General features: G+C 62.9%; 9 protein-coding genes. 5 read left to right on the top strand and 4 right to left on the bottom strand.

Features of this window, described 5'->3' with window-relative positions; genetic code table 11:
- Positions 1-38: 38 nt before the first annotated feature.
- Positions 39-1,418: a flavin monoamine oxidase family protein gene (locus tag UP10_RS28740; RefSeq protein WP_082077295.1), complete on the top strand. Its 1,380-nt coding sequence runs from the start codon at positions 39-41 to the stop codon at positions 1,416-1,418.
- Between the two features lie 332 nt (positions 1,419-1,750).
- Positions 1,751-3,358: a pilus assembly protein TadG-related protein gene (locus UP10_RS28745; RefSeq protein ID WP_082077296.1), complete on the top strand. Its 1,608-nt coding sequence runs from the start codon at positions 1,751-1,753 to the stop codon at positions 3,356-3,358.
- Positions 3,359-3,415: 57 nt separating this feature from the next.
- Here the strand turns inward: UP10_RS28745 and UP10_RS42220 are convergent, their stop codons facing one another.
- Positions 3,416-4,018: a CGNR zinc finger domain-containing protein gene (locus UP10_RS42220; protein WP_050043834.1), complete on the bottom strand. Its 603-nt coding sequence runs from the start codon at positions 4,016-4,018 to the stop codon at positions 3,416-3,418.
- 74 nt (positions 4,019-4,092) lie between these two features.
- On the opposite strand from UP10_RS42220, the gene UP10_RS28755 reads away from it, so the two are divergent.
- Positions 4,093-4,770, top strand: coding sequence for an AzlC family ABC transporter permease (locus UP10_RS28755; RefSeq protein WP_050043835.1), 678 nt, complete (start codon positions 4,093-4,095; stop codon positions 4,768-4,770).
- Positions 4,763-5,068 carry an AzlD domain-containing protein gene (locus tag UP10_RS28760; RefSeq protein ID WP_044590587.1) on the top strand — a complete coding sequence of 102 codons (306 nt, stop codon included), beginning with the start codon at positions 4,763-4,765 and terminating at the stop codon, positions 5,066-5,068. Before UP10_RS28755 ends, UP10_RS28760 begins: the two co-directional genes overlap by 8 nt.
- Positions 5,069-5,118: 50 nt before the next feature.
- On the opposite strand, the gene UP10_RS28765 is transcribed toward UP10_RS28760, so the two are convergent.
- Positions 5,119-5,640 carry a ParB N-terminal domain-containing protein gene (locus UP10_RS28765; protein ID WP_044590588.1) on the bottom strand — a complete coding sequence of 174 codons (522 nt, stop codon included), beginning with the start codon at positions 5,638-5,640 and terminating at the stop codon, positions 5,119-5,121.
- Positions 5,641-5,975: 335 nt separating this feature from the next.
- Between UP10_RS28765 and UP10_RS28770 the strand changes: the two genes are divergently transcribed.
- Positions 5,976-7,742, top strand: coding sequence for an MOSC and FAD-binding oxidoreductase domain-containing protein (locus UP10_RS28770; protein WP_044590589.1), 1,767 nt, complete (start codon positions 5,976-5,978; stop codon positions 7,740-7,742).
- A 141-nt stretch (positions 7,743-7,883) separates the two neighbouring features.
- Here UP10_RS28770 and UP10_RS28775 read toward each other — a convergent pair whose 3' ends face one another.
- The gene (locus UP10_RS28775; RefSeq protein WP_044590590.1) at positions 7,884-8,639 is read right to left on the bottom strand and encodes a DUF2786 domain-containing protein; all 756 of its coding nucleotides are present in this window, start codon (positions 8,637-8,639) and stop codon (positions 7,884-7,886) included.
- 799 nt (positions 8,640-9,438) lie between these two features.
- Positions 9,439-12,564, bottom strand: coding sequence for an autotransporter outer membrane beta-barrel domain-containing protein (locus UP10_RS28780; protein ID WP_245321924.1), 3,126 nt, complete (start codon positions 12,562-12,564; stop codon positions 9,439-9,441).
- Positions 12,565-12,870 lie beyond the last annotated feature (306 nt).

A 12,870-nucleotide genomic window follows, 5' to 3' on the forward strand; every position in this document is an offset into this window, starting at 1 on the left:
TGCGTCTGGGCGCGACCAGAGACAGAGAGCGACGTGCGATGTCTGCAAAACCACAGAGACTTCGACAGACCGGCAAGCGGCAAAAGATCCTGGTGGCGGGCGCCGGAATGAGCGGCCTGGTCGCGGCGCTCGAACTGGAGCATGTCGGCCACGACGTCACCATCATCGAAGCCCGCGATCGTGTCGGCGGGCGGGTCCACACCCAGCGGGGAAGTGACGGCACGCCGATCGCCGAGGCGGGAGCCGGCCGCATCCCGCGTTCGCATCATTGGACGCTGGATTACATCGGCCGCATGGGCCTGGCGCTTCATCCGCTCTATCCGCCGAAGTTGACGAATCTGGCATTCATCAACGGACAGCGATGCTCGCTTGATTCCGGCGCCGAGCTTGCACAGGCCGTTGCACTGCCGGAGAACGAGCGCGCACTCGGCTACCCGGGGATCGTCAAGACATACCTTCTCGATAATGTGGACAGGCTGCTTGCGGCCGGCGTCATTGACACGCCGGCGTGGCCTCCGGAGCAACTGGCCGACCTCGATCGGCTGAGCGCTCCGGACTATCTGGCCGAACGCGGCCTGTCGCAGGCGGCCATCAAGCTCCTCACCCTCGGCGCGTTCCCCACCGCGATTTCGCCGCTGATGCTGTCCCGGGTCTTGGCGCATTACGATCGAGACGGTCTGTCGATCATCGAAGATGGCAACGACAGCCTTCCGAAAGCCATCGCGGCACGCCTTCGGGGCGACATCCTGCTCGGTACGCCCGTTCTGGCGGTGAGCCAATTTTCGGATCGTGTCGAAGTCACCGTCGTCAGAGAGGGTCGTACGACGACGATGACAGCGGATGCATTGATCTGCACGATTCCGTATTCGGTTCTGCCGACCGTCACATTCGAGCCGCTGCTCAGCCCGGCGAGGCGGCAAATCCTCGCGGAGATGCGATACGTCAAAGTGGCCAAAGTTGCCTTCCGAATGCGCTCCCGCTTCTGGGAGGCCGATCACCTCAGCGGCTTTGCCCAGCTCGACACCGGGGCCGAGATCTGGAGTCCACAGTGGCCGAGCAACGGTCATCGGGGCGTGCTTCAGCTCTATCAGCAGGGCGATCGCGTCACTGAGATGGATGCCTTGAGCGAGCCGGATCGGATGCGGTGGGCGATCGAAAAGATCGAGGAGGTCTTCCCGGGAGCCGAGCGGCACGTCGAGGAATGCGTCAGCTATTCCTGGCAGCTCGACCCCTGGGCGCGCGGCGCCTACGGCATTCCCTACCCTGGAGATCTCTTCAAATGGAAGGGACGGCTCGCGGGACACGAAGGACGCATTCATTTCGCCGGCGAGCACACGTCGGAATACCCTGCATGGATCGAGGGGGCGGTACGCTCGGGCCATAGCGCAGCAAGCGAAGTCAACGAGACAGGTAGCTGAGCGCACCGTGCATATATTCGCGCCACGATCCGCGCCGGCGTTGCGCCGCCGCCGGCAACCGAGACACATGCCGGATAGCGACCTTTAGCCGCTTCAGCGATTTACCGAATGATAAGCATCACTGAACGGAAAGCGCCGGCAATCGAAGCAGGCGGCAGGAGCGTCAGCTTTGCGTAAGGAAGCGTTTGTACCATCCGCGCTCAGATTTTCAGCCATCGCGTAGCCGTCCGCATCGTCCCCGCCAGTGAGAGGCGCTAAAGCGCCTCGAACATCCAATTTCAAATCAAACACATTGAGCCGTCGCCGTCGGCCGCGCTGAGGAGTGTCTCGGAATGCACAAGCAGGCCCCCGTTGCAAACAACAAGCCGTCGCCTTCCTCTCGGCATGCCGGTGGTCTCCTGCGTCGATTTTGCCGTAGCACCGGGGGCAACATCGCCGTCTCCTTCGCGATGGTGATGCTGCCTATCGTCGCCGTCGTCGGTTGCGCGCTCGACTATGCCCAGGCCAACCGGATCAAGACGAAGCTGCAGTCGGCGGCGGATGCCGCCAGCGTCGCGTCGGTGTCCTCGAAATCCGCCAGCTACCTCGCCGCATCCGCCATGCTGACCAACGGCCCTGTGCCGGCCGCCGTGGCCGAAGCCAACAACGTCTTCAATGGCAATGCGAGCACGATCACCGGCTATAGCGGCCTGTCCGAGACCAGCACCGTGACGAAGACTGGTCCGACGCTGGCATCCAGCGTAACTTTCACCGCGCAGGTCCCTGTCATGTTCCTCAAGGTGATGGGATGGCAGACCCTCACGGTCACGGGCACCTCGAGCGCAAACTCCTCGCTGCCGCTCTATCTCGACTTCTACCTGATGCTGGATGTGTCGGGATCGATGGGGCTGCCCTCGACCAACAGCGAGCAGACGCGGCTGGCCGCTATCAACCCGGACAACTTCGTCCAGTATCCGACCGGCTGCACGCTCGCTTGCCACTTCACGCCGCAGAACAGCGCTTGCACCGATTCCGGCACCCAGCAATACCCGACCAATAATTATTGCATGGGCTATGCGTATACACGCGTGAGTCAGAGCGCGCTCACGAGCCTTGTCAGCATGAAGTCGACCAAGAGCGCCCCCAAGCAGGTTCCCGGTCTGCCGACCTCGATGGTCTCCGGCCTGCCGGCTTCGCTCAACAGCGATCCGACATGGGGGATGTCGGCGGTGTCGTCCTGTCCCTCTCCCGGCACCGACTCCTGCATCCAGCTGCGCGCCGACGCCGTCGGCTACGCGGTGAACCAGTTGTTCTCCACCGCCAATGCGACTGAGAAGGTCGCCAACCAGTTCAGGATCGGCCTCTACCCGTTCATTCAGAATCTCTACGCGTATTTTCCGCTGACCAGCGCCATCAACGGGTCGGCCACCAACCCGTCGACGATCAACTATGCTGCGGCCAACCTCGCCTCCCAGCTCGACACCAACACCAACGGGAATCTCGGTTCGGGCGGCACGCATATCGACACCGCGTTCTCGACCATGAACTCCACGATTGTATCCGTCGGCAACGGCAGCTCCGCGGTGAACACGCTGCCCTACGTCTTCCTGATCACCGACGGCGCGCAGGATCCGCAGATCAAGGGCGTCAATTCCGGCGCGTGGTCGGGCAGCAACCATGCGACCGTGATCGATCCCACCAGCATATGCGCGTCGCTCAAGAACCGCGGCATCATCGTCTCGGTGCTCTATATTCCCTACGCACCGATCCAGAATCCGAATCCGTCCTTTGCCAATGACGAAGACGACGCCGCCAACAACAACATCCCGAGCATTCCGCCGAGCCTGCAGGGCTGCGCCTCATCCGGCTATTTCTACACCGCGAACACGCCGGCCGACATCACCACCGCGTTGAACGCGATGTTCAACCACGCGCTGGTGACGGCGCACATCACCAACTGATCGCGCGCGGAGCTTGCATACGAACCGGGCGCCCCCTCGCCCGGTTCGTATGTTGTGTCACGACACGCCCTTGCGCTTGGCATAGGCGCGCCGCGCCCGCTCGCGATTGCCGCAGACCTCGCTCGAGCACCACAGGCGCGTCCGGTTCGGGCTCTCGTCGACAAAGAACCAGCCGCAGCCCTGCGCCTCGCAGCATCCAACGCGCTTCGCGTCGTCGGACGCCAGCAGCGCGGTGAGCGACCAGAGCACGGGCCACAGCGGCTCGTTGATGTCAGCCCCCGCGAGGGCATGGCGATATCCTCGATCCTGCCGCACCAGCTCAGGCTGGCGAGGCGCCACCGAGAGCATCCGATTGACCAGCCGAAGCTCCGCGGCATGTCCGGCGCGTAGCCTGTCTGCGATAGTCCAGATGTCGCGACGCAAGGCGTACGCCGTTTGCATTACGGCCGCAGCTTCCTTGCTTGCCGCGCGCGGCCTCAGCTTGCGGCTTGCGGCATCGGGCAACGTGCCGCGGCGCTCGCTCCACGACAGCAACGCCGCGTAATCCGGGATGAGTTCTTGCGGATCATCCGACGTTCGCCAGTCGAGCGTGTTCGCAAAATCGAGGCAGACCCGTCCGCCGAAGAATTGCGTCGCCGCCCGCGCGGTATCCCTTGACATCACAGCCTCTCACGACATCTAATCTAATGGTCATGACCATTACAAGCGCCCGACCGGACCCACGCACCCCCGTGATGACCGCAGCCGGCCTCAGGCGAGGCCTGGTGGCGGCACTGCCCTTCATTCTCAGCAATGGGCTCGCGGGCCTCGTGATGGGACTGACCTATAAGGGCCTCGGGCTCGGAGCGCTGCAAGCAATCCTGTTCAGCCTCCTCCTCTATTCCGCCACGGCCCAGGCGATCATCCTGAGCATGTGGGCGAGCCCGCTGCCGATCGTCGCCATGGTAATCGCATGCATCGCCACCAATTCGCGATATTTACTGATGGGCGCCCATTTGCGCCAGCTGTTTGACGGATTGGCCAACCGCAAGATGCTGCCCAGCCTGTTCCTGCTGGCGGATGCGTCGTGGCTGATGACGAGCTCGGATGCGGAACGCAACGGGCCGGACGCCGGCTATTTCCTCGGCGCGAGCATCCCGATGGCGGTCGGATGGATCGGCGGCACCGCACTCGCCTATGTCGCACCGCTGACCGCGAACGGATCGCTCAAGCTTGCGGCGGCCTTGCTGCCGACGATGTTCATCGCGACGCTCGTTCCGAGCCAATGGAAGGGCACGAAATCGCTTTGGCCGTGGCTCACGTCAGGCATCATCGCGCTTGTGGTTGCGCGGTTTGTCGATCCGAGCTGGTCGATGCTGATCGGAGGCGGATGCGGCACCCTCGTGAGCATGATGGCGAAGACCGATGGATGATTTGCACCTTCTCGGCGCCATCGCCGTGCTCGGCCTCACCTGCTATGCCATGCGCGCCGGGGGATACGTGCTGGCGACATCGTTGCGCGACGACGGCTTTGTCGCCCGGTTTCTCCGGCTTGCGCCCGGCAATCTGTTCATCGCGTTCATCGTGGCCGGCTGCCTGTCCGGCGGGCTGGCCGGCCTGATCGGGACGCTCGTTGCGCTCGTCACCATGGCGCTCACCGCCAGGGAATGGGCCGCGCTGGGCGCCGGGTTCGGCGCAGCGTTGGCGACTGCGGCAGTCGGGATGTCGTGAGCCAAGATGAAATGCCTGATCAATTCGGCAAAATAAGGCCGAGCCAGCAATCAATAACGCTCACCATCGCGCTTTTGTTGGGTGATCCATTCCGACAGCGTTTTGGGTCTTGCTTCGGGCAGCCTGCGACTTGATTGGCTCGCGGCCTTGAGCGTGTTGCGGGAACCCTTCTCCGGCCGTTCAGCTGATCGCGTTGCTGTGGCTGCGCCTGTAGCAACAGCTAGCTCCTCGGCAGCCTCTCTTTCGAGGCGCAGCTTTTTCAGGCGCGCCATCTTGTCGCTCTCTGCTTGTGCTTCGGCGCTGTGAAACGACTGCATCTTTGGCTGAGCAGTATCGGCCGAGACCAGCAGCCCGATGATGGTTGCTTCGCCGAGAGACTTGCAGGCTTCGAGCCGATGCAGCCCCTCGACGAGAACAAAGCGGCCTTCGTCGGGCCGAACGAGAATCGGGGCCTGTTGTCCGATTTCCAGCATGCTTTCGGCGATTTCTTGAACCAGCTCAGGCTTAAGAGCTTTCTTTCTCTTCACCGGAACGTAGATCTTGTCGATCGGGAAGCTTTCCGGTTTAGGCATAGCTTCTGCTCCGTAGTGACCAAGCCTGGAAGGAATGACCGCTTCTGGCGCGTGGCGGGCGTTATTTGACGAGCACAATAGCAGGCCAAGATATAATTGCTTGTGCCTCGTGCGCCAGCTTGTTGCAGCGCGCTGCGCTTGGGTCAACGACGCGGATCACGTTGGACCTGCAAAAGCGACTGGCTGCCACTTATCGCCGGACCCTGCCATGCTGCTCAACGGCGGACTTCCGCCACCACCATATATTGATATGATCGAATTGTTCCGAAGACCGAATAGGAAGTGCAACGGCCATCTGAGGCATTTGAGGCAGCACGAAATCATTGGGCAATGTGATGGGGCACTTGCTTTCAGTCAATGTCGGCCTGCCGCACGACGTGAGTTGGCAAGGCAGGATGGTCCATACCGGCATCTGGAAGGCCCCGGTTGATGGCCCACGCATGGTGCGCCGGCTCAACATTGAAGGCGACGGACAAGGAGACCTCAACGGACACGGCGGCGAACGCCGCGCCGTGCTTGTCTATCAGATGGATTCCTACCGGTATTGGCAGAACCAATTGGGACGAAACGACTTCGTCTATGGGCAGTTCGGAGAGAACTTCACCGTCGATGGCCTGCCGGATGCGGAGGTGTGTGTTGGAGATCGCTACCGGATCGGGAGCGCCCTGTTCGAGGTGACGCAACCGCGCGTCACTTGTTACCGGTTGGGCATTCGGATGAACAAGCCCGAAATGGCCGCGCTGCTGGTCAAGCACGGCAGACCCGGCTTCTACTTTCGTGTGCTGGAGGAAGGAGAGGTGGAAGCCGGCGACGAGATCACGCAAGTGGCGTCCGGGCCCGAGCGCATAAGCGTGTCCGAGATCGATGCGCTGCTTTACATGCCCGGTCGCTCCCGCGATCAACTGAAGCGCGCGCTGCGCATCCCAGCACTGAGCGTCGGCTGGCGCAAATCCTTCGAGACGCTGCTCGCAGAGGAAGAACGCAAGGGCGCGGTGACGACGGGAAGCGCTGGATTCAATGCGGCGTCTTCCGGGAAGGCTCCGGCATGGTGCGGATTCCGGCCGCTTCGCGTATCGCGCAAGGTGCGTGAGAGCGGCAACGTGACCTCGCTGCTGCTCGAGCCGACAGATGGACAACCTATCGCCACGGCTCTCCCCGGGCAATTCATTGTGCTGCGGCTGGAGCCGGCATCTGCGCCTCCGCTGATGCGCAGCTATTCGCTGTCGGGAGAACCCGGCGCCTCGACCTATCGCGTCAGCGTCAAGCGGGAAGCCCACGGTGCGGTCAGTACCTATGTCGACGACAAGCTCAGCGTTGGCGACGTCGTGCAAGCAAGCGCGGCACGCGGCAGTTTCACGCTGCGGCCGGGCGATACGCCGGTTGTTTTGTTGAGTGCCGGGATCGGCGTGACGCCGGTGCTCGCAATGCTGCATGCGTTGGCCGCCGAAGCATCGACGAGGGACATCTGGTGGCTACACGGAGCGCGTAATGGCCGCGAACATCCGTTTGCCGAGGAGACGCGCGGACTGCTCGAGGCGCTGCCCCACCATCACCGCCGCATTTACTACAGCTCGCCCGACCCCAAGGACCGGCCCAATGCTGATTTCGACGCTGCCAGGCGCCTGACTACGCAAGCGCTGCAGGAGCTCAATCTGCCAAGCAATGGTGATTTTTATATCTGCGGACCGTCGACCTTCATGAGCGATCTGACTGCCGGCCTTGTCGCCCTGGGCGTCGCGCGAAATCAGATCCATACCGAGATGTTCGGCGCCGGTGCATCCAACACCCCGGGTATCGCGGCTTCGCCGCGTCCATCGCCTCATGTACCGGCCGGGCCTGCCGGCTCGGGACCGCTGGTTACGTTCGCCCGGACAGGACTGAATGTGCGGTGGCAGCCAACGTTCCACAGTCTGCTCGAGTTGGCCGAGGCGTGCGACGTGCCGGTGCGGTGGGCCTGTCGAACCGGGGTCTGCTACACCTGTGAGACCGGACTTGTGGCTGGCAACATCAGCTACGCCCCGGACCCGGTCGACACACCGGCGGACGGCAATCTCCTGATCTGCTGCTCGCATCCTCAAGGCGACGTCGTGATCGATTTGTGACGACGACACCGGGCGCTCATTCGTGGGAGAAGCATCAGCGGCCACCGGCGTCACCGTCGGGCCGCCACTGTTTCGCCTCGCAGCAACATCCTCGGTTTGCCAGAGATGCGCAGCAGGCCTGCTTACTCCCTCTATCGCTCCTTAGGCGCGCTGGCGGTTGCCTTTCGACGGCCTTGAATTCGCCGGCTCTGCAACCGCGGGATTGATGGCCAACGACGCTCCGGCGACACCCCCGGCTTCATAGGCCGTCAGCGACACCGTGCGGCCGGTGCCGCGCCGCGTCCGTAAATTCAAGTCGAGCTTGCCGAACTCGGCATCGACGATCGAGGCCTTGATGACAACAAGGCCGCGGCCGGTGCTCTGGTTCACCTTATCGCGGCCGGCCTTCATCGCTGTCAGCTTGTCCGCTATGGACGCGACCATCCCCAGCGCAAAGGAGGCGTTCGCCAGATGCCGCTCATTGTACCGGAAGCGTCCATAGTCGGGTGTGGTCTTGTAGCGGCCGAGCTCGGAGCGGACGGCGGTGTCGAGCAGTTCGGTCAGGTAGTGCGCGACTTCGATATCCGAGCGAAGACCGAAGAAGACATATCGGCTCTCGCCGACCTGATTCTTCTCGCGCCAAACCCGGCAGTCGCAGAAATTCGCGACGGCGCCGATGCAGTCATCGAGCGGGATTCGCTTCTTGCGGTAGGTCTCATACGCGCGGCGCTCGCAAGGCGCCTTGCGTATGTCGATGTCGGTCAGCGACAGGTCGTAGCGATCGAGCAACTCGGCGACTTTGGCAGCGGCGGACAGCGCCTCGTCCTCGGTGCAGCCATTGTCGATGGTCTTTGCGCGCAACGCCTGGATACGCATCTTGAGCTTGTCGAGCGCAGCAAGATCGGAGTTTTGGTCCACGGATAGGTTACCCCAAGGAAGGGCCGACCAAACCGACGCCCCGGCGGTCGACTGGCGGAGAGAGTGTCAGTCAATCCTCATTGAAAGATCAAGAATTTTTCGACCGTTCCAGACCAGAACCCACGATTTGAGCAACAGCCTGTAGAGCCTGCGCGCCTTCCGGAGGGTGCCGCCGTGCCGGGTCGCCGCGGCTCCCACCAAAAATATCGAAAACAACCCCATGCAAAGTAGCCGGCGGCCGTCGCAACCGCCGGTTTGGACCGAATACTTGACACGTCGGGCAACTCAGCGGCACAATTTCATCATCCCAAAATCCGATCAACGACCACGGGCGCGCAACGCATGCTGTCCGGTGTAAAGTCAAGCGAGACTCCCTCGCCTATGATCGGACACTGCATCGTGACAGCTTCAATGCATTGATGCGATCATGTTCCGCGTGGGTACACCGCTGAGGACGAGCGCCGACGCGAGTCGGAAGCGACTACGAAGCGGAAGGCGCATGCAGGCGGAGGCTCGTCGGGGCCGTTACTCACGATAGTTTGGTGCACTGTCACCGTAATTCCGCTGGCCTTGCCGACTTACTCGACCGCGGTTCTCAAATTCGGAGAGAGGTGGCGAGCCAGCAAATTGCAGAATTTTGATATTCCGCGATCATCCCCGTGGGTGGGCCCGGCTTTGCAGGGCCTGCGCAGCCATCTCTGCCCCTGCGCTACCCTTGACGCCTGTCTCGAAGTCCGGTGCCCCGGTTGCGGTGCCCGCCATGCTGTACTGCCGAATATCATGGCAGGCAGGCCGCCGACTACCACGCGTAGCGCACCGCACCCTTGCCGGCGTAGCTGCGCGTGACGTTCGAGAATTCGCCCTCGAAGGTCGCCGCCGCCGACCAGCCGTTCATCCACTTCATTTCGGCCGAAGCCGTGGTCAGCGCGGAGTCGGAAGCTTGGCCGGCGCCGCCAACGACAAAGCTTGCACCCGGCAACGCCTGGAAGGTCGCCGCGATGTTTCGGTCCGGATCGAAATCATGGGCCCAGGCGAAGCGGCCACGCAGCGTCAGCACACCATTGGTCACCGCGAACGACTTGTCGGTGCGGATGCCCAACTCGCTGCGCACATCGGTGACGCTCTTGGCTGCGTAGTTCAGCGCGAAGGCCGGCGTGCCGGTGACCACGCTCTCGGCGTAAGCCGGCAGATCGAAAGTGGTGAACTGCCCCGCCGCATAGGGCGTGATGCCGACGCCGCCGACCCATGGCGCGACATAGCGATAGCCGCCTTCGACGCGCCCGGAATACGCATTGGCGTTGAACTCGGCCCGCAATTGATCGATCCCGGCAATCGTGACGGTACGGTTGGTGGTGATGTCCTGCCAGCCATAGGCGAGGGCGCCGGTGATGTAAGCTTGACCAACGGTGTGCCGGATGAACGCGCCGGCCTGGAACAGGTCGGAATGGCCACTGCCGCCGTTGGCGACGCTGAAGCTGGTGCCGCCGCCGGCCAGTGCAAATCCGGCGATCGTAGACGGCGAGAAGTGATAGTCGGCGCCGACCGCTGTGCCGGCGAGGCTGCTGCTCGAGTTGTTGGATCCCAGCGTCGCATTGCCGTCGGTGGTCTGCGAGCCGCCAAAGCCCGATGCCCACACGCTCCAGCGCGGCTCATAGACCTTTGCCAGCGGCGCCTTGGCAAACATCGCATAGGCGGTGCGCTCTGCCCCAAGCCGCTTCTGCGCAGCATAGGCGCTGGCGCCCTCCTCATCCGCATAGCCCGGCGCCGACGTCGCGCCGTTGATGCCACCTCCGTGGCCCATGAACGGATCGGTCAAAAGCCCCATGAACTGGCCCATCGCATTGAACGTCGTCTGCTGCGAGCCGGTTGCGGTCTCGCCAGAGGCTTGCGTCAGGCCGTTGAGCAGGGCATTGCCTGATGCATTGAAGATCGCGTTGAACGCATTAGTAGGGTTATTTCCGGCAAGCAAGGCATTATCGATCGCGCCCGCGACCTTGACCTGATTGGCAGGCGCATTGGCAGGCAGGAGCGGCGACAACAGCCCGGGCAGGAGCGTGAGCAGCACCGTGTCGCCCACATAAGTCAGCACCGGATCGCGGGCAAAATTGTTATCAAGACTGACCGAGTTGAAGGTCCCGCTCAGCGGGTTGGCCGAGGAAAAGATGGTGTAGGTGGTCTTCTGCGTCAGCCGGCTCAACACGTCGACCTCGACATTGCCGTTCAATGTGGCGGTGCCGTTGACGGCGATCTGGCCCGCGTTCGACCCCGACACCTGCACCATATAAAGCGCGCCGGAGGTGAAGGCGAGGCTGCCGCTGACGGTCACAAGCTGCTGCTGACCGACGATAAAGGTTCCAGCCCCAGCGAGCGAGCCGACGCTGAGCCGGTCATCGCCGTTCGGCCCCGAGCTGCCCGAAAAATCGATCGTCCCGCCCGCGCCGTTGATCAGATGCGCAGCTCCGCCGTCGCTTTGACCAAAAAATGCAACAATGCCGCTGTTGTTCGTGATGGTGGCGCTGCCGGCCGTGCTGGTGCCGTTGAAAAGGATGGAGCCGTTGTCATTCGTGATCGCGGCGTTGCCGGCCGTGCTGGCGTTGAGGAACTGGGTGAGGCCACCGCTGTTGTTCGCGATGGTGGCGTTGCCGGCGGTACTGGTGGCGTAGAAATAGATGTTGCCGCCGCCGTTGTTCGTGATCGCGGCGCTGCCGGCGCTGCTGGTGGCGTTGAACTGGGTGCTGCCGTTGTTGTTGTTCGTGATCGCGGCGCTGCCGGCCGTGCTGGTGTTGTTGAACAGGGTGGAGCCGCTGTTATTCGTGATGACGGCGCTGCCGGCCGTGCTGGTGGCGTTGAACTGGGTGCTGCCGTAGTTGCTGTTCGTGATCGCGGCGCTGCCGGCCGTGGTGGTGGCGTTGAAAACGGTGACGCCGCCGTTATTCGTGATGACCGCGCTGCCGGCGCTGCTGGTGTCAGTACCTCCGGATCGACCGAACTGGGTGCCGCCGCCGCTATTGTTCGTGATTGCGGCGCTGCCGGCCGTGCTGGTCTGGAAGAACGTGGTGACGCCGCCGCTGTTGTTCGTGATCGTGGCGCTGCCGGCGGTGCTGCTGTCGAAGAAGGAAGTATTGCCGCTGTTGGTGATGGTGGCGTTGCCGGCCGTGGCATGGGCGTAGAAGAAGGTCGAGCCGCCGCCATTATTCGTGATTTGGGCGGAACCGGCGGTCGCGGTGTCGGTCCCTGACACTGCACCGAACTGGATGCCGCCGCCGCTATTGTTCGTGATCGCGGCGCTGCCGGCGCTGCTAGCGTCGAAGACGTAGGTGCTGCCGTTATAGTTGTTGGTAAGGGTGGCGCTGCCGGCGGTGGTGTGGGCGAAGAAATATGTGCTACCGCGGCTGTTGTTCGTGATATTGGCGGTGCCGGCGCTGGCGGTGTCAGCCCCTCGGAATACACCGAAGCTGGTGGAGCCGGCGGAGTTGTTCGTGATGGTGGCGCCACCAGCCGTGCTGGCGTTGAGGAAGTTGATGGCGTTGCTGTTCGTGATGGTGGCGCTGCCGCCGTTGATGACGATGCCGGCGCTGGTGAAGTCCAGGACCTGGCTGTTGCTGAAGCTGTAGGCGAACGCGCCCGGATTGAAGGTGAAGCCGCCGAGGGTGGTGTTGGCCGTGAACAACAGGCTGGTGATCGTCGACGGACCGAAAAAGGCAGTGCCGGTCGGCACGAAACCCGAAGTCCAGTTCGTCGCCGTGTTGAAGTCACCTGAGCCGGGCGTGGTGCTCCAGGTCGCGTCCGCTACGGGTGCGGCCGCCACCGGCGCAGCCCAGATCAGCACGACGCCAGTCAGCAGCGCCCGCAGCGCGCGCCTCTCAGCCTTGCCCCGAACCAAATCGACCGCGCCTGCCCCCAATACCGAGCTGAGCCCGGCCACAACCCCATCATTCCGCATACTTCACGCACCCCGTAGCCGGCCATGCGCGCATCCATTGGCGGAGGCGAGGCGACCGATGGCCAAGATAGCAATGGCCGGGCCATGCCGGTGAGGTCCGCGCAAAATATTCCAAATTGTGGCAGGGAAATGTGAAGAGTGTGGCGCGAAATCCACATTCTTCCAAGGGAACGCTCGGCTGGCAGGAGTTCCGCGGACGGAACGGTAAAATATTGCCGAGTCCGGCTTGAAACAATTTGCGTTTATCCGTAGCTGCCGTGGCAGCGAAACCTCAACGCCGGTCCCTGT

The organism is Bradyrhizobium sp. LTSPM299 (assembly GCF_000938235.1).
Lineage (GTDB): Bacteria > Pseudomonadota > Alphaproteobacteria > Rhizobiales > Xanthobacteraceae > Bradyrhizobium.